16 protein-coding genes are annotated in these 20,333 nt (G+C 43.6%); 11 read left to right on the top strand and 5 right to left on the bottom strand.

The features are described from left to right. The first annotated feature begins 222 nt into the window (after positions 1–222). The gene (locus E7Z59_RS05115; protein WP_136335199.1) at positions 223–2,094 is read left to right on the top strand and encodes a CocE/NonD family hydrolase; all 1,872 of its coding nucleotides are present in this window, start codon (positions 223–225) and stop codon (positions 2,092–2,094) included. A gap of 1 nt (position 2,095) precedes the next feature. Then, entirely contained in the window at positions 2,096–3,046 is a 951-nt protein-coding gene (locus tag E7Z59_RS05110) for a proline iminopeptidase-family hydrolase (protein WP_136335198.1), read from the top strand. Between the two features lie 89 nt (positions 3,047–3,135). On the opposite strand, the gene E7Z59_RS05105 is transcribed toward E7Z59_RS05110, so the two are convergent. Further along, on the bottom strand, positions 3,136–4,245 hold the full coding sequence (locus E7Z59_RS05105; protein WP_136335197.1) for an alkene reductase: 1,110 nt from the start codon (positions 4,243–4,245) through the stop codon (positions 3,136–3,138). Between the two features lie 472 nt (positions 4,246–4,717). Between E7Z59_RS05105 and mfd the strand changes: the two genes are divergently transcribed. Continuing rightward, on the top strand, positions 4,718–8,029 hold the full coding sequence (gene mfd, locus E7Z59_RS05100; protein WP_394346650.1) for a transcription-repair coupling factor: 3,312 nt from the start codon (positions 4,718–4,720) through the stop codon (positions 8,027–8,029). A gap of 52 nt (positions 8,030–8,081) precedes the next feature. Then, positions 8,082–8,795: a class I SAM-dependent methyltransferase gene (locus tag E7Z59_RS05095; protein WP_136335195.1), complete on the top strand. Its 714-nt coding sequence runs from the start codon at positions 8,082–8,084 to the stop codon at positions 8,793–8,795. Here E7Z59_RS05095 and E7Z59_RS05090 read toward each other — a convergent pair. Continuing rightward, the gene (locus E7Z59_RS05090) at positions 8,790–9,446 is read right to left on the bottom strand and encodes an aspartate kinase (protein ID WP_136335194.1); all 657 of its coding nucleotides are present in this window, start codon (positions 9,444–9,446) and stop codon (positions 8,790–8,792) included. The two genes, E7Z59_RS05095 and E7Z59_RS05090, sit on opposite strands and share 6 nt — an antisense overlap. A gap of 107 nt (positions 9,447–9,553) precedes the next feature. After that, the gene (locus E7Z59_RS05085; RefSeq protein WP_136335193.1) at positions 9,554–9,913 is read right to left on the bottom strand and encodes a YraN family protein; all 360 of its coding nucleotides are present in this window, start codon (positions 9,911–9,913) and stop codon (positions 9,554–9,556) included. A 212-nt stretch (positions 9,914–10,125) separates the two neighbouring features. On the opposite strand from E7Z59_RS05085, the gene metG reads away from it, so the two are divergent. The 3 genes from metG to E7Z59_RS05070 all read left to right on the top strand — a co-directional run bounded on the left by metG (position 10,126) and on the right by E7Z59_RS05070 (position 14,054). Then, positions 10,126–12,213, top strand: a complete 2,088-nt coding sequence (metG, locus tag E7Z59_RS05080; protein ID WP_136335192.1) for a methionine--tRNA ligase — start codon at positions 10,126–10,128, stop codon at positions 12,211–12,213. Between the two features lie 242 nt (positions 12,214–12,455). Next, the gene (locus tag E7Z59_RS05075) at positions 12,456–13,190 is read left to right on the top strand and encodes a hypothetical protein (protein WP_136335191.1); all 735 of its coding nucleotides are present in this window, start codon (positions 12,456–12,458) and stop codon (positions 13,188–13,190) included. 213 nt (positions 13,191–13,403) lie between these two features. After that, on the top strand, positions 13,404–14,054 hold the full coding sequence (locus E7Z59_RS05070; RefSeq protein WP_136335190.1) for a DsbA family oxidoreductase: 651 nt from the start codon (positions 13,404–13,406) through the stop codon (positions 14,052–14,054). 329 nt (positions 14,055–14,383) lie between these two features. On the opposite strand, the gene E7Z59_RS05065 is transcribed toward E7Z59_RS05070, so the two are convergent. Beyond that, the gene (locus tag E7Z59_RS05065) at positions 14,384–15,421 is read right to left on the bottom strand and encodes an NAD(P)-dependent alcohol dehydrogenase (protein ID WP_136335189.1); all 1,038 of its coding nucleotides are present in this window, start codon (positions 15,419–15,421) and stop codon (positions 14,384–14,386) included. A 198-nt stretch (positions 15,422–15,619) separates the two neighbouring features. On the opposite strand from E7Z59_RS05065, the gene E7Z59_RS05060 reads away from it, so the two are divergent. From E7Z59_RS05060 to E7Z59_RS15400, 4 genes are all read left to right on the top strand, one after another. Beyond that, entirely contained in the window at positions 15,620–16,522 is a 903-nt protein-coding gene (locus E7Z59_RS05060) for a histone deacetylase family protein (protein ID WP_136335188.1), read from the top strand. A gap of 58 nt (positions 16,523–16,580) precedes the next feature. After that, on the top strand, positions 16,581–18,704 hold the full coding sequence (locus E7Z59_RS05055) for a Tex family protein (protein WP_136335187.1): 2,124 nt from the start codon (positions 16,581–16,583) through the stop codon (positions 18,702–18,704). A 64-nt stretch (positions 18,705–18,768) separates the two neighbouring features. Then, positions 18,769–19,287 (top strand): ferritin, encoded by a 519-nt coding sequence (locus E7Z59_RS05050; protein WP_136335186.1) that lies wholly within the window; start codon positions 18,769–18,771, stop codon positions 19,285–19,287. A gap of 72 nt (positions 19,288–19,359) precedes the next feature. Further along, positions 19,360–19,542 carry a hypothetical protein gene (locus tag E7Z59_RS15400; protein WP_136335185.1) on the top strand — a complete coding sequence of 61 codons (183 nt, stop codon included), beginning with the start codon at positions 19,360–19,362 and terminating at the stop codon, positions 19,540–19,542. A 388-nt stretch (positions 19,543–19,930) separates the two neighbouring features. Here the strand turns inward: E7Z59_RS15400 and E7Z59_RS05040 are convergent, their stop codons facing one another. Continuing rightward, on the bottom strand, positions 19,931–20,266 hold the full coding sequence (locus tag E7Z59_RS05040; protein ID WP_136335184.1) for a single-stranded DNA-binding protein: 336 nt from the start codon (positions 20,264–20,266) through the stop codon (positions 19,931–19,933). Between the last annotated feature and the right edge of the window lie 67 nt (positions 20,267–20,333).

The following is a 20,333-nucleotide window of genomic DNA, read 5'->3' as shown; positions in this document are numbered from 1 at the left end:
GCCTTGCATATACTAACCAGCCATTATTTCGGTTCTAAAATCCTTCTAACGATCATATTCAATACATTACTTTATCCTTCCCCTCTCAGGGGAAGGTGGTTTTGTTTCACAAAACCGGAAGGGGTATTTCATTTCTAAAGCCAGCTCAAAGCATTAAACATTACCATAAATTCCTACATTTATACAACCAAAACACACGAATCAACTAACACCCCCATAAATATGAAAAAACACATATTTATTTTCTCTTTAGTATTACTGCTGAGCACTTTCAACATTTTTGCTCAGAATTACCGGGAGCAACTGGAAGAAATTGCCATCATTGACCAAAAGGTCATGATGCCCATGCGAGACGGAGTACGGCTGGCAACCGACATCTACCGGCCAAAGACCGATGAAAAAGTTCCGATCATTTTTTCGCGTACGCCCTACAACTTTAATTCCTGGGGCGACGGGGAAGAGCGAACCCGAACCTATCAAAGAGCATTAGAAGCCGTAAAACAAGGTTATGCCTATGTAGTACAGAATGAGAGAGGACGTTATTTTTCGGAAGGAGAATGGGATATTCTCGGCGTTCCCCTCACTGATGGTTATGATGCCTTTAGCTGGATGAAAGATCAACCGTGGTCGAACGGTAAAATAGGCACCTACGGGTGTTCTTCAACAGCAGAATGGCAAATGGCCGTTGCTGCCCTTGACCACCCTTCTCATGCGGCCATGGTACCCCAGGGCTTCGGAGCTGGGGTTGGCCGTGTAGGCGACATCAATGAACAGGGAAACTGGTATCGCGGGGGCGCAGAACAAATGTTGTTCTTTGCCTGGCTCTATGGGGTAGAACACGATAAGTTCAAACCCCGCATCCCGGAAGGTGCCACCCAGGAAGACCTGATCAGGATCTCGAGATACTACGACCTGGCTCCTGAAAATCCGCCGGTAGACATGAAAGAGGCACTTAGCCATCTGCCTATACAAGACATCCTGAAAAATATTAAAGGGAAACGCGAGATCTATGACAAAATGATCAGGCGCAAACCTAACGATCCGGCATGGTACGAAGGCGGACTTTATCACGATGACATGGAAATTGGGGTGCCTTCTTTTTGGTTTGCCTCCTGGTATGATGTTTCCATTACCCCTAACCTCTATCTCTTTAACCACGTAAGAAACAACACGAAAGACAAAGAAATACGGGATAACCAATATTTAGTTATTGCTCCTACCCTCCACTGTGCCTACACCAGGGCCACAGAGAACACCATGGTGGGTGATCTAAGCGTAGGTGATGCCAGGCTTAATTACGAGGAGCAGATCTACAAGTGGTTTGACATGTGGCTGAAAGGAGAAGACAACGATTTCAAGGAAACCACTCCAAGAGTGCAGTACTATACCATGGGACTTAACAAATGGCAGTCTTCAGCAACCTGGCCGCCGGAAAACACCAAAAAAGTTACTTACTACCTCAACAGCGGTGGTAATGCCAACAGCCGGTTTGGTGATGGTGCCTTAAGCATGTCAGAGCCGAAAGAGGACAAACCGGACAGTTTCACCTATGATCCGATGAATCCCGTTCCTTCTAATGGAGGCAACGTTTGTTGTACGGGCAATGCCGTGAAAGGCGGATCATTTGACCAGCAGGACATGGAAGCACGAAATGACATCCTGGTGTATACTACAGATATTCTAACGGAAGACACAGAGGTATCTGGTTTTATCGAAACCACCCTATATGTCTCTTCTGACGTGAAGGATACCGACTTTACCGTTAAGCTCATTGATGTACACCCGGACGGCAGTGCTTATAACCTTGATGAAACCATTCAGAGGGTAAGGTATCGCGAGGGATATGACAAGGAAGTATTTATGGAAAAGGGCCAGGTATACAAGGTAGACCTCACCCCTATGGCCACCAGTAACCTTTTCAAAAAAGGCCACAGAATTCGAATTGAAGTTTCCAGCAGTAACTTCCCCAGATTTGCCAGAAACCTGAACACCGGAGGAAATAATTATGATGAGTCTGAAGGGATCATAGCCCATAATACGGTCCACCATTCAGAAGAGTATCCATCTCAGATCACCCTTTCTGTTAAACAATAATATGAGATCAATTAAATATTTCTGCTTCCTTATGCTGCTAATGGCTGTTTCTTCCTGCAAACAAGAAGTACAGACCTTACAGCCTCATGAAGGCAACGTAAAAGTTGAGGGTGGAGAACTATGGTATAAGGTGATCGGGAAAGGGAGCAAACCCCCCATCTTAATGATGCATGGCGGACCCGGAGGAACACATCGCTATTACTACTTTCTGGAGCCCTTAAGCAGTGACCGGTCGATCATCCTTTTTGACCAATTGGGTACCGGCAGGTCCGGATACCATACTGACACCACCCTTATGACCGTGTCAAATATGGTGAAGCAGGTTGATGCCTTGAAAAGAGAACTGAACCTGAAAGAATATTATCTGATGGGGCATAGTTGGGGTGCAGCCCTCGAACTTGAATATTATCAAATGCACCCGGAGGGAGTCAAAGGCATTATTTTCAGTAGTCCTTACCTCAGCACTTCCGTCTGGGAGGCCGATGCTGACACCCTGATAACCACCCTTGCCGACAGTCTGCAGACATTTATTGCAGAGGCTGAAGCCAACGATAATTTTGACACTCCTCAATACCGGCTTGCAGACTCTGTTTATTGGTCAAATTTCGGGAACAGACATCCCGGTCCGAATCACGAGTGGGATACCATTCCGGCACCATCCAATCGTTTTATGTATAATTATATGTGGGGACCCAGTGAATTTACTGCCAGAGGCATCCTTAAAAATTACGACAACCTAAAGGGACTCTCTCAAATTGATGTGCCTGTTCTTTTCGTAACAGGAGAGTATGATGAGGCACGTCCGGAAACCATAAAAAGGTTCCAGGAACGGGTTCCGAATTCAAAGATGGCGGTGGTTCGTGATGCAGGACACGCTACCATGAGAGACAACCTCCCGGCCTTATTAAAAAGCATTTCCGAGTTTTTGAATGAGGTGGAGAACAAAGAATAGCATAAAGCTTTCTATGCCGGCATCAATGCTTCTTAGTAGGATTTAATAAAAAAACGCCGCGGAATTCGCGGCGTTTTCTATTCTGTTTATTATTTAGCTTCCACTTCCTCAAGGGATGGGTAATCGATATATCCCTTTTTTCCGGGAACATAGAAGGTATCTTCATCCCATGCCGCCAACTCCGCTTTAAGCTCAAAGCGTTTTACAAGATCCGGATTAGATATAAATGGTTTCCCAAAAGCTACAAGGTCTGCATCCCCCTCCTCAATAACCTGATTCCCGCTCTCTCGATCAAAGGCCGTATTGATCATCAGGGTTCCGTTGTACATCGGACGGTATCGTTTGGCGATCTGCTCTACCGCATGGGGTACCTCCGACACATCATTAAATGGTTCCGAAAGGTGTACATAAGACAGATCGTAGTCATTCAGTTTGGAGATAATATAATCGAAAGTAGGAATTGTTTCTTCATTCATTTCCATACCGAATATCCCGTGCAGCGAAGGATTAAAGCGTACACCGATTCGTTTTTCAGGCATAACCTCCTTTACTGCATCCAGCACTTCAAAAAAGAATCTTGTCCTGTTCTCTATACTTCCGCCATATTCGTCATCTCTCTTATTGGAGGTGCTGTTAAAGAACTGATGAAACAGATAACCATTAGAAGAATGTATTTCCACACCATCAAAACCTGCCTCCATGGCATTTTTGGCGGCATTCTGAAAATCTTCCACTGTCCTTTTGATCTCATCTCTGGTCATGGCTTTAGGAGTCACGGTGTCTTTAAAGCCTTCAGGAGTATATGATTGGGAATTCGGATTAATAGCCGATGGTGCCAATGGAAGTTCTCCGTTGTGAAAATCAGGATGCGACATCCGGCCTACGTGCCACAATTGAATAAAGATCTTTCCACCTTTATCATGAACCCTCCCGGTTACATGTTTCCACCCTTCTACCTGTTCTTTTGAATATATTCCGGGAGTATTTACATACCCTACCGCTCTTGGAGATACCTGAGAACCCTCTGAAATGATAAGGCCGGCTCCGGCTCTCTGCTCATAGTATACCCCATGCAATTCATCTGTTGGCACATTCCCTTCGTTTACCGCGCGGCTTCTGGTCATTGGCGCCATCACCACACGATTTTTAAGGGTTAGTCCGTTCAGATCATACGATTGCAATAATGGTTGTTCACTCATAAAACTTTTTCTTTTTCTGATTATTATTTGATATCCGGAACAATTCAGTAGCCTTCCGGACCATCTATTCGGACGAAACAGAAGGGCAGACTTTACGAATTCCGGATAGAAATAAGTAATGGTGTAATTGATGTCGGTTATGCAGGTAGACGGGTAAACGGGTAGACGGGTAAACGGGTAGACGGGTAGACGGGTAGACGGGTAGACGGGTAGACGGGTAGACGGGTAGACGGGTAGACGGGTAGACGGGTAGGCAAATAAAATTACCAGAAGCATTTTTCAAGCCAGGTAAGATAAGATGATGTATTTCTCTCGTAACATGTAACACGTAACACGTAACCTCATAACCTTGTAACCTCATAACCTCGTAACTTTATAACCTTACTACTTTGACCTATCTTTGCGATAAAACTGCTATCTCGTGAGTATTCAAACGATCTCCCAGGCATTTCACAGCGCTTCTCAACGAAGGATGCTGCAGGAAGCTATTACCGATTTACAGGCAAAAGTTCATTTAAAAGGACTGGTAGGATCTGCCTTGTCTTTTGAAATGGCTGCGGTTTTCAAGGAGGCTGATGCGCCATTTTTGTTAATAATGAACGACAAAGAAGAGGCCGCCTATTATCTTAACGACCTTGAGCAGCTATTAGGAGAAGACCGCGTATTATTCTACCCCGGAAGTTATCGCCGTCCGTACCAGATCGAAGAGACAGACAATGCCAATGTACTGTTGAGGGCAGAAGTTTTAAACAGGCTGAATTCGCGAAAAAAGCCGGCAGTGATCGTAAGTTATCCCGATGCGCTGTTTGAGAAAGTGGTCACCAAAAAAGAACTGGATAAAAACACCCTGAAACTGGCTACAGGGGACCAGGTTACCCTCGATTTCCTCAACGAGGTGCTTTTTGAATATCACTTTAAGAGGGTCGACTTTGTCACTGAACCGGGAGAATTCTCTGTGCGCGGGGGGATTGTTGACGTATTCTCCTTCTCACACGATGAACCTTATAGAATAGAATTCTTTGGAGATGAGATCGATAGCATAAGAACCTTTGACGTAGCGTCACAGTTATCTGTTGATCGCCTTAAAAAGATCTCCATCATGCCCAATGTGGAGAATAAACATCTGGAAGAATTACGCCAAAGCTTCCTGAAATATATCCAGAAAAACACCATCGTATTTCTAAAGAACGCTGAGATGATTTTCTCCAGGGTTGACGGACTCTTCAAGAAGGCGGAAGAAGCCTTCGAACAGATCTCCGGTGAGGTGGCTCACCAGAAACCTGAAGAATTGTTCTGCGATGCTGAGTGCATTAAAAGAGACCTTCTGGAATTTCGTATAGTCGAGTGTGGCACCAATGCTTTGCTCTCTGCAGGAAAGGAAGGCACCATTACCTGTAATACAACACCTCAGCCCGCATTTAATAAGCACTTCAATCTTCTTACTGAAGACCTTCAGAAAAAGCATGAAGAAGGCTATACCAATTATTTGGTTTGTGTAAGCGAACAACAGGCCAAACGCTTTCATGACATCTTTGACGATATGGGCGAAGAGGTGCACTATCAGACCATTGTATTCTCTTTGTACCAGGGGTTTATTGATCACGATAACAAGATTGCCTGTTATACCGATCATCAGATCTTTGAGCGCTATCACAAGTTCCACCTGAAAAATGGCTATTCTAAAAAACAGGCTATTACCCTGAAAGAACTGACCAACCTGGAAATTGGAGATTACGTAACCCATATGGATCACGGTATTGGTAAATTCGGAGGGTTACAGAAAATTCAGGTAGAAGGAAAAACCCAGGAGGCCATTAAACTTATTTATGGTGAAAGAGACATACTCTATGTAAGTATTCATTCATTACACAAGATCTCCAAATATAACGGCAAGGATGGGAAACCGCCAAAGATCTACAAATTAGGGTCTAACGCATGGAAAAATCTCAAGAAAAAAACCAAAACAAGGGTTAAAGAGATCGCCTTTAACCTCATTCAGCTGTACGCCAAACGAAAAACTAAAAAGGGATATCAATACGGGCCCGACAGTTATTTACAGAACGAATTAGAGGCCTCCTTCATATATGAAGACACTCCTGATCAAAGCAAGGCTACTGCAGATGTAAAGGCCGACATGGAGAGCGAACAGCCTATGGACCGACTTGTATGCGGTGATGTGGGCTTTGGAAAAACGGAGGTAGCCATACGAGCCGCGTTTAAGGCTGTTGACAACGGAAAGCAGGTGGCTGTACTCGTACCTACCACCATCCTGGCTTTTCAGCACTACAAAACCTTCAGGGAGCGACTTGCAGACATGCCCATCACAGTATCGTACCTTAACCGCTTTAGAACGGCAAAAGAGAAACGAGACACCCTCGAAAATCTGGCCGAAGGAAAGGTTGACATCATCATTGGCACACATCAACTGGTTAATAAAAATGTGAAATTCAAAGACCTTGGTCTGCTCATTGTAGATGAAGAGCAAAAGTTTGGAGTCGCTGTCAAGGACAAACTAAAGACCATTAAAGAAAATGTCGATGTGCTTACCCTTACGGCTACGCCTATACCCAGAACACTGCAGTTCAGCCTAATGGCGGCAAGGGATCTCTCGGTGATCACCACTCCCCCACCGAATCGATACCCGATAGAATCTCATGTGATCCGCTTTAGCGAAGAAAGTATCAGAGATGCCGTGAGTTATGAAATTCAGCGAGGCGGCCAGGTATTTTTTATACATAACAGGATCGAAAACATCAAGGAGGTTGCCGGAATGATACAGCGCCTGGTGCCCGATGCCAAGATCGGTATTGGTCATGGCCAAATGGAAGGAAAGCAGCTGGAAAAAATAATGCTGGCGTTTATGAATGGTGAGTTTGACGTTTTAGTTTCCACCACCATCATTGAATCAGGTCTCGATGTACCCAATGCCAACACCATATTTATTAACAACGCTAACAACTTTGGGCTGTCTGACCTTCACCAAATGAGAGGTCGGGTAGGACGAAGTAATAAAAAGGCCTTTTGTTATTTTATCACCCCGCCTTACAGCGCCATGACAGAAGAGGCCAGGAAAAGAATTCAGGCCCTGGAGCAGTTTACCGAATTGGGCAGCGGTTTCAATATCGCCATGAAAGACCTGGAGATAAGAGGAGCCGGAGACCTGCTGGGCGGAGAACAAAGCGGCTTTATCAATGAGATCGGTTTTGACACCTACCAAAAGATCCTTACCGAGGCCATTGAAGAACTCAAGGATCAGGAGTTCGCCCACCTTTATACCCATGAAAAAGAAGACAAGGTTTATGTAAAAGACACCCAGCTCGATGCCGACTTCGAGATCCTTTTCCCTGATGATTATATCAATGCTATCACAGAGCGATTGAATCTCTATAACGAACTGAGTAATCTCAAAAACGAACAGGAACTACTGGCCTATGAACAACGACTAAAAGACCGATTCGGTGATCTGCCCCAGCAAGCAAAAGACCTGCTGGACAGCGTTAGAATAAAGTGGATCGCCTCTTCTATAGGGTTGGAGCGTATTATCATGAAAAAAGGCAAAATGGTAGGCTACTTCATTGCCGACCAGCAGAGCAGTTTTTATCAGAGTCCGAATTTCAACCGGGTATTACAAATGGTGCAGTCCAGGCCACAAATATGTAAGCTTAAAGAAAAAGAAACCCGAAACGGGTTGCGACTTCTCTTGTCATTTGAAGGCATCACTTCGGTGAGCAAAGCTTTAAATGCCATGAAAGTCTTTAAAACACCGGAAAAAGCTGAAGCCTGAAGCAAAGACGCTTAACTACCCGGTTGGTTATTTTTCGTACCTTACTTCCGCTATGGAAGAAAACATTTACCAGGACCATTTTGTCGCCAAACTTTTTGACCGGATGAGTCCCTCTTATGAATTCATGAATAGCCTAACCTCCCTTGGGTTTTATCCGTTTTGGCGTCAACAGGCTATAGAAATTATTTCCATAGGCAAAGGTAAAAAGGTGACCGACCTGCTTACAGGACCGGGAGAATCCTGGAAGCATATTTTACCCCGGATCGGAACCGAAGGAGAGTTAACAGCCCTTGACTTCTCTACCAGCATGATACAACTGGCTGAGAAAAGAAAAGAACGCTATCCTGAATACAACATCAAGCTTCATTGTGAGAACGTATTTAACTCAGGTATTAAGGACAACTCTCAGGATGTGGTGATCTGTTGTTACGGACTGAAAACCTTTGAGCACGCTCAACTGGAGCAACTCGCCCTGGAGATACTTCGTATCCTGAAACCCGGAGGCAGCTTCAGCCTGGTGGAAGTAGCTATGCCCGAAACCCAATGGTTAAAGAACTGTTACCGGTTTTATCTGGGAAAAGTAATACCATTTCTCAGCAAGTTTCTGGCTGAAAATCCGGAAACCTACAACTATCTGGAAACTTATTCGAATAATTTTGAAGGGTTTGATCTCATGCTTGCACACTTGGAGAAACATGGGGGCAACCCCAGCATGCATAAGAGATTCTTCGGATGTGCCAAAGGCATTACGGGAGTGAAATCATAACCCCTTCAGGTCTTTGATCACTTTAAACGCCTTATCGATCTGATCTTCTCCAACAATGATGGTAAATTCATTGGTAGTCGAGATCACTTCATTCAATATAATACCCTCCCAGGCCAGTCGCTGGAAAATAAAGTAGTAAATACCGGGTACCACCACGTTTTCTTCCGGCAGCTTTACACTGATGGAAGAAAGATTTTCTTCTTTTTGCAGCATCCTCTCTGAACTGAAGATCTCTTCCACAACAGCATTCATCGTATTACTCACTACAATATTGGTTTCATTTACCCCCCTGGAGGAGGTATAAAAGGTGTCCTGGCTGTTTATCTCCTGTAATAGCTTCGCCTGTTTGTTCAATATGGTTTCAGAAAGCATAAAGGTGTAATCGGTAAGACTTGATCGAACCGTTATTTCGCCAATGTTCTTCAACACCTTTAGAATTTTGTGGGTTGCTCTGAACTCCAGATCGGCACTAAGCCTCTTTAGAGCCATGACAATGGCACCATTTCTAACCTCTTTCCCTAATTGTTCTTCGATCTCCGGCTTAATGCTTCTTGAAAGAGAAGTGAGGTTAATAATACCCTGTGCAAGGGCACTTTGTAAGAATGGTTTTGATTTAATATAACCTTCAACTACAGAAGAAATGGTCTTCATGATCACAAGCTTTGATTAAACTGTTTGATTTATAGGGAAATCGGTTGTAAAAATACTTTTTTTAAACAATTAAAAAAATTTATGACTAAATGTTATAAATAAAACAGTTAGAAGAAATAAAACGCATCTTCCAGATGTTCAACTCTCCAGGTCTTATTCACCCTAAGGATACCTATCGCATCAAAACGCACTTCGGTTTCTATTTTATGCATTAACACATAGTGATTGGCTGCCTTTACCAATTGCCGAACCTTCCTTTTAGTTATGAAATCCTGGGGGTGCCCAAAATAATCAGTACTTCTTGCCTTTACCTCAACCACTACCAGGTAACCACCATGCCTGGCTATAATATCGATCTCTGCCCGGTCATAACGGTAGTTGCGCTCCAAAATCTTATAACCTTTTTCAACGAGGTAATCGGCTGCTACCTGCTCTGCCCAAGCTCCAAAACGTTGATTTTTTGACATTTGCATGTTATTTCACATAAATATCGTATTATTTTCTAAATCAAAGAGTTAACTCTGATAAATTAAAATGATCACCGGTGTCTGAATTACTATTTGTATCTAAAATCGTACTCCTTTAAAAAATGGTTTAACGGGACTTTATTCATTTTTAACGGCCACCGGCAACTCTCGCTTTAAATTGATTATTTTTGTGGCTTCAATTACAGATAACAATGTCAGATACACATAGTGCAGCTCAAGAGCAGTCTAAACGATATACCATTACGGCAGCTTTGCCATACACCAACGGGCCAATTCACATTGGCCACCTCGCAGGAGTTTATGTTCCGGCAGATATCTACGCAAGATACCTTCGTCTTAAAGGGCATGATGTGGCCTTCATTTGCGGAAGCGACGAACACGGCGTAGCCATATCCATGAGGGCTAAAAAAGAAGGCGTTACCCCCCAGGAGATCATAGACAAATACCATAAGCTGATCAAGGATTCTTTTGAGGCTTTCGGTATTTCTTTTGATAACTACTCACGTACTTCTGCGAAGATTCATCATGAAACGGCCTCTGATTTTTTCAGGACGCTTTACGACAAAGGGGAATTCATTGAAGAGGTTACTGAACAACTCTATGACGAAGAAGCCGGACAGTTTCTTGCAGATCGTTTTGTAACAGGAACTTGTCCGCGTTGTTCTCATGACGAAGCCTACGGCGATCAATGTGAAAACTGCGGTAGTTCATTGAATGCCACCGACCTGATCAACCCGAAATCAACGATAACGGGTAGTAAACCGGTATTAAAGGAAACAAGACATTGGTTTCTACCTCTGGACCGGTACGAGGCATTTTTGAGGAAGTGGATCCTTGAAGGTCATAAAGACGACTGGAAGCCTAATGTTTATGGCCAGGTAAAGAGCTGGGTAGACGAAGGACTTAAACCAAGAGCTGTAACCCGTGATCTGGACTGGGGAATTCCTGTTCCTGTTGAAGGTGCAGAAGGCAAAGTACTTTACGTTTGGTTTGATGCCCCGATCGGTTACATCTCCTCCACAAAGGAATGGGCTAAAAGAAAAGGCATTGATTGGGAGCCCTATTGGAAAGATAAGAACACCAAACTGGTGCACTTTATAGGAAAGGATAATATAGTTTTTCACTGTATTATTTTTCCAAGTATGCTCAACGTACATGGCGATTATGTACTTCCTGATAACGTACCGGCAAATGAGTTTCTCAACCTGGAAGGCAATAAGCTTTCCACCTCTAAAAACTGGGCTGTTTGGCTGCATGAATACCTGGAGGAGTTTCCGGAGAAACAAGATGTTTTACGCTATACATTAACCGCAAACGCACCTGAAACCAAGGACAACGATTTTACGTGGAAAGATTTTCAGGCTCGTAATAACAATGAACTGGTTGCTATCTTCGGAAACTTTGTAAATCGGGTCGTGGTATTGACCAATAAATATTACAATGGCATCGTACCTGAACCGGGTGCTTTTACAGAGATCGATGAAACCGTATTAAAGGACCTCAGGGCATTTCCTGCAGCACTTGAAAGCAGCCTGGAACGTTACCGCTTCAGGGAAGCCTCTCAGGTTTTGATGAATGTTGCCAGACTTGGTAATAAATACCTGGCTGATGAAGAACCGTGGAAGGTGATCAAGTCTGATCCTGAAAGGGTTACCACCATCATGTATACGGCTTTGCAGATCGCCTCTGCCCTTGCTGTACTCTCTGAACCCCTGTTGCCTTTTACCTCTGCTAAACTAAGAGCGATGTTGGCCCAGGAAGGAGAAGAAAGTATTTCCTGGAATGAGATCGCCACCAAAGAATCGCTTTTACCTTCAGGAAAACAGATCAATCAAGCCAGCTTGCTCTTTAGTAAGGTCGAAGATAAAGAAGTAGAAAAACAGCTGGAAAAGCTGGAAAACACCAAAAAGATGAACGAGGCAGCCAATAAGACCGCTGAACCCCAAAAGGAAACAGCAACCTTTGAAGATTTTACTAAAATGGATCTTCGGGTAGGTACGATACTCGAAGCCGAAAAAATGCCGAAGGCCAATAAATTACTGGTATTAAAAGTAGATACCGGTATCGACACCAGAACCATCGTTTCCGGCATTGCTCAAAGTTTTAAACCCGAGGACATCATAGGAAAAAAGGTGACTGTCCTGGTGAACCTTGCTCCAAGAAAACTAAGAGGAGTAATGAGTGAAGGCATGATACTGATGACCGAGAATGCTGAGGGAAAACTTGTTTTTGTGAATCCCGATGAGGAGGGGATCAACAATGGCACAATGATCAGCTAAGATATTATCAGGCACTTTTACAATGAGCCTCTTCCACCCGGAAGGGGCTCTTTTGTTACACACTGCCAAACGGAAGCCAAATAACTTTAAGTTTGCCAATGGGTCTCTTTCAAATACCCTTACCCCGACGCCAAAACTAATGCTCCTGTTAAAGTATCTATCATTTATTTTAGCTGAAACATGCATTTAAATAATGATATTATCTAAAATTTTAAGAAATTCACGCTGTAATCAATAATTCTATGCGTTTAATAACCACCTTACTAGTATGTGCTTTGGGTTGTATTGCAACCAAAGTCGAAGCACAGAGCCCTGCCCCTATAAATACTAATTACAATCAATTTGACTGGAACAAGGCTTATCAGAGTCAAAGCTTTTCATATTACAAAGAAGGCACCAGAAAAGATGTTTCCAAGGTTGAAGGGTCTCCTTATTTCACCCCTGAGTTTCTAAAGGGTGAGGCTATATATAAAGATACCATCTCTAAACCTTACTATATCAGGTACAACGCTTATATGGACGAGATCGAAGTAAAGGAAGGCCCTAACTCTGACATGGTAAAAACCCTATTAAAAGACAGTAAAATATCGGCTGTGATCGATGGCGAAAAGCTGAAATACATCCCGAATTTTGCCGATAAGAATGATAAGTACAGAAATGGCTATCTATACGTTGTTTATGATGGAGATACCTATGACCTATTTCTGAGAAAAAACAAGGAATTTCGTGAAGGTGTTAAAGCCATGACCTCTTTCCAGTCTAACTTTCCGGACAAATTTGAAGACCGGATCGAGTATTATGTTTCTGTGAATAATACAGAGCCTGTATATTTAAAATTAAGCCGCAGAGGTATCATGTCAATTATTGAAGATGACCAACGGGCTTTAGTGAAAGCCTATATTAAAGAGAATGAACTAGCTCCTGATAACCAGGAAGAACTGATCATGCTCATGGAATACATAGAAAACAGCCTGTGATCTGAAATATAGCCCTATACCTTAACAAACAGAAGCCTTTAATGATCTCCCGGGACGTTAAAGGCTTTTTTTATTTTTCACACCCACAATGAGGGCTAAAATCATCTGTTACCGCTTATTCAATGATACCCTGTCACAGATGGTGTAATGCCCCAAGATTATTACGACCAAAGGAAAGGCGAACCCAACGGTTCGATAAAAAATCAATTCATTATGAAAATAGAGATCTGGAGCGATGTTGCCTGTCCGTGGTGTTATATCGGAAAAAAGAGATTTGAAAAAGCCCTTTCCCAATTTCCACATTCAGAACACGTGGAAGTAGAATGGAAGAGCTTCCTTTTAAACCCCAATCAGAAAACTGATACCGACGCTTCACTTGTTGACTATCTGGCCCGTGAAAAAGGGTTATCTGCTGAACAGGTCAAGCAGATGATGATGCAGGTTACCAAGGCAGGTGCGGGAGAAGGGATCGATTTCGACTTTGAAAAGGTAGTTGTGGCCAATACAGTTCGTGCCCATGCCTTGTTACAAATGGCTAAAAACAAAGGACTGGGAGACGAGGTTAAAAAGCGCTTGTTGTTGGCCTATTTTTCAGAGAATATCAATGTTGACGATCCGGATCAACTTATCAGGATCGGAGAAGAAGCCGGATTGGACGCAGGTGAGATCAAAAAATATCTTTCTACAGATGAGCCCTTCAAAAAGGTAGAATTCGACCTTAAAGAAGCCGCTGCCCTGGGCATAAGAGGGGTGCCTTACTTTGTGATCGATCGCAAGTACGGTATATCCGGAGCTCAGGAATCTCACCTCTTTACAGAAGCACTGGAGAAGGCCTTTTCTGAATGGAAGGAACAGCAAGAATGATGGATTATGGATTATGGATGGTGGAATATGGCTTTACGGGGTTCATGAAATCCGGAATTCATAAACCTGCTACTGACGGATTAAAACTAAGACGGTGAGAAACTTGCCAAACACCCCGCTCCTTCGGAGTACCCCTCCTTACTAAGGAGGGGATAATTTTCGATTTCAATAAGGGCTTACTCTTAGCCCCCTTTGCTTCTTAGCTCCTTTGCATGTACCATCATCATCTTCCACAAGAAATACAATTTCAGCAGTCCTTTCTACCGATAGGTAGACTCGAAACGACGCACTGCATAACGGTATAACGGTATAACCGCATAACTCCTATACTACAAAGACTTCATATCAATAACGAACCGGTACTTTACATCGCCTTTCATAACCCGCTCATAGGCCGTATTCACATCTTGGATATTCACCATTTCAATATCAGATACAATATTATGCTCGGCACAAAAGTCAAGCATTTCCTGGGTTTCCTTGATCCCTCCGATCAGGGAACCCGACAGGTGACGATTACCAAAGATCATTTGCATGCTGTGCACCTCAATGGGTGTGGCCCCTACAAGCACCATGGTTTTATTGAATTTTAACAAGGGCATATACGGATTGATATCATGGGCCACCGGAATAGTATTAAGCAAAAAGTCAAAAGTACCTGCCTGGCTGGCCATCGCTTCCTGATCAGTAGACACTAAAACGCTGCTGGCTCCGAGCCGCTTTGCATCCTCCCCTTTTTCAGGACTTCTGGTTATCATGACGACTTCAGCACCCATAGCTGCGGCAAATTTCACACCCATATGACCGAGTCCGCCCAGGCCTATAACACCTACCTTTTGTCCTTTACCGACCTTCCATTGATTCAAGGGAGAGAAAGTAGTGATACCGGCACAGAGAAGCGGTGGCACCCCTTTCAGATCAAGCTTGTCTGAGATATTCAACACAAAATGCTCTTTTACCACGATCTGACTAGAATATCCTCCCTGGGTTACCCCTCCCATTTCGGGGTCAGGACTCCCGTAGGTCATCACCATTCCTTTTTCGCAGAACTGCTCCAGGTCATTCTTGCAAGGAGTACATTCACGACAGGAATCAACCATACAACCTATTCCCACCAGGTCACCGGGTTTGAACCGGGTAACCTTTGAGCCCACCTCAGTAACATGACCAATAATTTCATGTCCGGGTACAACGGGATATTCGGTCATTCCCCAATCATCATGTGCAAAATGAATATCACTATGACAAATACCACAATAGTCGATCTTTACCTTAACATCATCATCACCCACTGAACGGCGGTCAAATTCGAAAGGTTTTAAATCCTGGTCAGGGGCATAGGCGGCATAGGCTTTTGTATTTGGCATGTTCATTTATTAATTATCATTCAACATTTCCGGACAGCATTCCGGCTTTGCTTTTCAAGGTAGTAAAATATTGATTTACAACCTATTAAACCTTTTTAGGGTATATAAAATTCTTCATATTGTTAAACACATGTCAATTCATGGTTTTCTATATCTTCGCATATCCCGTAACCAACTCTCAACTCTTTCACTATAGTTATGCTTAAAATAGCCTATCATCCTATTTACAAGCATCCCTTGCCAGAGGGACACCGATTTCCTATGGCCAAGTACGACCTGCTGCCAAAACAGTTGTTGCATGAGGGCACCTGTGAACCGGATGATTTCTTTACCCCCGACCGCCCCAATGATGAAGACATCCTAAGGGTTCATGACCATGACTATTATACCAGGCTCACACAATTACTTTTGAATGCCAGGGAGGTAAGACGCATCGGATTTCCGCTTTCTCAGGAGTTGGTAGACCGGGAGGTGATCATCGCCCAAGGCACCATAACAGGTTGTGATTATGCCCTGGAACATGGAATTGCCATGAATATTGCCGGTGGCACCCATCACGCCTATACCGATAAAGGAGAGGCCTTCTGCCTTCTCAACGACCAGGCTATAGGGGCCAGATACCTTCAAAATAAAGAGAAAGCCAAAAAGATCCTTGTTGTAGACCTGGATGTACACCAAGGCAACGGCACCGCCGAGATCTTTGCCAATGATCCGAGTGTTTTTACCTTTTCCATGCATGGCAGGAATAATTACCCTTTTAAAAAAGAACAGAGCGATCTCGACATTGCCCTGGAAGACAAGACCGGCGATGAGGGATATCTCGAACGCCTTTACGAGATTTTGCCGCAGCTTATTAAGGAGCAGTGTCCAGACTTTATTTTTTACCTCTGTGGGGTTGATGTGGTGGCATCAGACAAATTAGGGAAGCTGGGACTCACCCTTGAAGGTTGCAGGAAAAGAGATGAATTCGTCCTGGAAACATGTTACAAGCAAGGTATTCCCGTACAATGCAGTATGGGAGGAGGCTACTCCCCTGACATTAAAACCATTATTGAAGCCCATGCCAATACCTTCAGACTTGCCAGGAATATTTATTTCTGAAAGTCCTTGACCCTACCCTTCTCTAATACCTAAATTGCACCTTAGAAGACTAAGAAATATGAAAGCATCCCAATATATTCAAAAGCATCTTGACCTAAAGGTTACTTCTATAGAGAGCACTCTAAAACTCTTTGACGAAGGCTGTACGATTCCTTTTATAGCCAGGTATCGGAAAGAAAGAACCGGAAACCTTGACGAGACTGCCATTGAACTCATCAGTAAGCACCTCAAAGAATTTCGCGATCTCGAAAAGCGACGTGAGACCATCCTTAAAAGCCTTAAGGAGCAGGAAGTACTTACCCCCGACCTGGAAACTGATATTCATAAGGCCGAATCACTGATCGTTTTGGAAGACCTGTATCTTCCATTTAAAAAAACCAGAAAGACCAAAGCCGATAAGGCCCGGGAAAGAGGACTGGAACCTCTTGCCAGGATCCTCATGGCCCAAAACACAAGAGATCCTGAGCTACAAGCTGAAAGATATACCGGTCCGGAGGTTTCTACAGCTAACGATGCCCTGGAGGGGGCCCGACATATCATTGCCGAATGGATCAATGAAAGACTTGATATACGAAATTACCTCCGTCAGTCGTACGCCAGGCATGCCGTTTTGACTTCAAAAGTATCAAAAGCCAAGGAAGGTGAAGATAGTGCGCAAACCTATCGTGACTACTTCGATTGGTCAGAATCATTAAGCCGATGCCCTTCACACCGGTTACTGGCTATTCTGAGGGGAGCCAATGAAGGTGTCTTAAAAGTATCGGTAACCATTGATGAAGATCGTGCTCTTGATTTTATTGAAAGGAAGGTCATTAAAAGCAATAATGCCTGTGCAGAACAATTAGAGCAAGCCATTAAAGATGCTTATAAACGACTTCTTGCCCCCTCCCTTTCCAATGAAGCCCTGAATACTGCCCGGGAAAAAGCAGAAGCAACGGCGATTGAAGTATTTGCAAAGAATCTCCGGCAACTGCTCCTGGGTGCGCCTCTTGGTGAAAAACGCATCCTGGCCATAGACCCCGGCTACCGAACCGGATGTAAAATTGTTTGTCTTGGAGAAGCCGGCGAATTACTCCACAATGAAACCATTTACCCGCATCCCCCTCAAAAAAATGACCGGGATGCTATAAAAAAACTAAGCACCCTGGTCAATGCATATAAGATAGAGGCCATTGCCATAGGTAATGGTACGGCATCAAGAGAAACAGAAACCCTGGTAAAACGGGTTCGGTTTGACCGGGACCTGCAGGTATTTATCGTAAGCGAAGCAGGAGCATCGGTGTATTCTGCCTCCCCCATAGCCCGGAAAGAATTCCCGAATTACGATGTGACCGTAAGAGGAGCAGTATCTATAGGAAGACGGCTTGCAGACCCGTTAGCCGAATTGGTGAAGATAGATCCGAAATCGATCGGGGTAGGACAGTATCAACATGATGTTGATCAAACAAAGCTCAAGGAAGAACTGGACCTGGTGGTTAGCAGTTGCGTGAACAAGGTAGGTGTAAATTTAAATACAGCCAGTGAATCACTGCTTTCTTATGTATCAGGAATTGGCCCTAAAATGGCGGGCAACATTGTGGCATGGCGAAAAGAAAACGGTAAGTTCAGTAACCGGAACGATCTGAAAAAAGTAAACAGACTGGGTGAAAAAGCCTTTGAACAGATGGCGGCTTTTCTTCGTATCAGAGATGCAGAGAATCCGCTCGATAATTCAGCAGTACACCCCGAACGGTACGGTTTGGTTAAGTCCATGGCGGAGGAGCTGGGCTTACAAGCAAAAGACCTTATAGCCAATGAAAAAGCCATCGAAAAAATAGATCCGAAAAAGTATGTAGATGAACAGGTAGGATTACCCACTATTAAAGACATTCTCAAGGAACTGAAAAAGCCGGGACTGGACCCAAGGGAAAAGGCAAAAGTGTTCGAATTTGCTCCCCATATAAAAACCATCAATGACCTGAAACCCGGAGAGGTGCTTCCGGGAATCGTTAACAACATCACTAATTTTGGGTGTTTCGTTGATATTGGCATCAAAGAGAGCGGATTGGTTCATATATCAAAACTGAAAGATGGATATGTTGCCGACGTCAACGAGGTGGTAAGCCTGCACCAACACGTTAAGGTAAAAGTAGAATCTATAGACCTTGACCGAAAACGTATTCAGTTAGCCATGAACTTTTAAGCATCGCCTAAAAGGGGTTTAGCATATGGACTGAATTGATTAAATTTACTCAAAACCAACACTTATGATTAGTAAATCGATTGAAAAAGCACTTAATGATCAGGTGCGTGTAGAAGCAGAGTCTTCACAGGTTTATTTAGCTATGGCATGCTGGGCAGAGGTGAAAGGCCTGGATGGTATAGCCCAATTTATGTATGCTCAATCTGATGAAGAGCGGGAACATATGCTCAAGCTTATAAAATATATCAATGAGAGAGGCGGGCATGCCCAGGTATCGGCCTTAAAAGCCCCCAACGTAACTTTTGATTCTTTTCAGGAAATGTTCCAAAAACTATACGAGCATGAGATCTTTGTCTCTGAATGCATTAACAATCTCGTGGAGATCACGCTGAACGAAAAAGACTTCTCTACCCATAATTTTCTACAGTGGTATGTAGCCGAGCAGATCGAGGAAGAGGCTGTTGCTCGAACCATTCTTGATAAGATCAGTATGATCGGTGATGACAAGGGCGGACTCTACCTGTTTGACAGGGATATCAAACAGCTTAATGTAAGCAGCTCGGTTGACCCCACACAAGGCTGAGACCGAAAGTGTTAAAGTTTATTTGGATTCATTAAAAATAAATATCTTTGCCCCGATCAAAAACTTAAGGTCTTGGGCAAGAAGAAAGAGAAAGAAAAGAAGGTTAAGAAAGAACAGTTCAAGAAAGTTAAGAAACTTCAGGATGGTGATTTTTCCAAACCTCTGAAATCGAAATGCTGTAAGAAGTATAAGAAATCGGAAAGCAAGCGATGTAAACGCTGCCCCTGCTTTGATCTTCTCAAAAAAGTTGCATAAAACAAATAGCCCTGATGGTATTCATCAGGGCCTTTTTTTGGTCTGATCTTTTCGTGATTGGGCAGTAATACTCCCATCTGCCCGATTCAAAACAAGCGTTGAACACGATTCGACTCCAAAATTACCTGGTATTATTCTTAGTGACAGCTAAGGCGTGGCACACCCCCTCTCCCTCCGGGAGGGGGAAGCAAAACCATCGGTTTTGCAAGGGGGAGGGCTCATTAAAGAAAGTCTTAATTAAACCCAGTACTATAATTAACCAGACCTGTCTGCCGTGGCATGCCAGGCAGGCTCGTCCCTCGAACTCAATCCCCATATCCCCACATCCCTACATCCCCATTAAAAAAACACCCCAAACCACAAGGATCCGGGGTGCTGTTCAACAAACTCACTTACCACCAAGCAAAAGCAGCTCGTTACAGTTAACTTCCGTGATATACTTTTGTTCCCCTTTTTGATCCTGGTAGGTGCGTGTGGTCAGTTTTCCTGAAAGCGCAACCTCTGAGCCCTTTTTAAGATATTTCTCGCTGATCTCAGCCACCTTGCCCCAGGCTACAATGTAGTGCCATTGGGTCTCCTTTATAAGTTCTCCTGCAGCATTTCTATAGGCTTCATTAGTGGCCATAGAAAATCTGGCCAGCTTTTTACCGCTTTCCATTTCGATGATCTCAGGGTCATTACCCAGGTTTCCTATTAACTGTACTTTGTTTCTCAGTGCATTCATAATTCCAGATGATTCTAATGATTAATACTTATCTATTATTTGTAAATTCGAGTGGTACCAGATCTCT

The organism is Robertkochia marina (assembly GCF_004799345.1).
Classification (GTDB): Bacteria; Bacteroidota; Bacteroidia; order Flavobacteriales; family Flavobacteriaceae; genus Robertkochia; species Robertkochia marina.
This window is presented reverse-complemented; position numbering and strand designations above follow the sequence as displayed.

Coding starts and splice junctions, on each gene's coding strand:
- E7Z59_RS05115 (WP_136335199.1), top strand. CDS start 223: ATGAAAAAACACATATTTATTTTCTCTTTAGTATTACTGCTGAGCACT.
- E7Z59_RS05110 (WP_136335198.1), top strand. CDS start 2,096: ATGAGATCAATTAAATATTTCTGCTTCCTTATGCTGCTAATGGCTGTT.
- E7Z59_RS05105 (WP_136335197.1), bottom strand. CDS start 4,245: ATGAGTGAACAACCATTATTGCAATCGTATGATCTGAACGGACTAACC.
- mfd (WP_394346650.1), top strand. CDS start 4,718: ATGCTGCAGGAAGCTATTACCGATTTACAGGCAAAAGTTCATTTAAAA.
- E7Z59_RS05095 (WP_136335195.1), top strand. CDS start 8,082: ATGGAAGAAAACATTTACCAGGACCATTTTGTCGCCAAACTTTTTGAC.
- E7Z59_RS05090 (WP_136335194.1), bottom strand. CDS start 9,446: ATGAAGACCATTTCTTCTGTAGTTGAAGGTTATATTAAATCAAAACCA.
- E7Z59_RS05085 (WP_136335193.1), bottom strand. CDS start 9,913: ATGTCAAAAAATCAACGTTTTGGAGCTTGGGCAGAGCAGGTAGCAGCC.
- metG (WP_136335192.1), top strand. CDS start 10,126: ATGTCAGATACACATAGTGCAGCTCAAGAGCAGTCTAAACGATATACC.
- E7Z59_RS05075 (WP_136335191.1), top strand. CDS start 12,456: ATGCGTTTAATAACCACCTTACTAGTATGTGCTTTGGGTTGTATTGCA.
- E7Z59_RS05070 (WP_136335190.1), top strand. CDS start 13,404: ATGAAAATAGAGATCTGGAGCGATGTTGCCTGTCCGTGGTGTTATATC.
- E7Z59_RS05065 (WP_136335189.1), bottom strand. CDS start 15,421: ATGCCAAATACAAAAGCCTATGCCGCCTATGCCCCTGACCAGGATTTA.
- E7Z59_RS05060 (WP_136335188.1), top strand. CDS start 15,620: ATGCTTAAAATAGCCTATCATCCTATTTACAAGCATCCCTTGCCAGAG.
- E7Z59_RS05055 (WP_136335187.1), top strand. CDS start 16,581: ATGAAAGCATCCCAATATATTCAAAAGCATCTTGACCTAAAGGTTACT.
- E7Z59_RS05050 (WP_136335186.1), top strand. CDS start 18,769: ATGATTAGTAAATCGATTGAAAAAGCACTTAATGATCAGGTGCGTGTA.
- E7Z59_RS05040 (WP_136335184.1), bottom strand. CDS start 20,266: ATGAATGCACTGAGAAACAAAGTACAGTTAATAGGAAACCTGGGTAAT.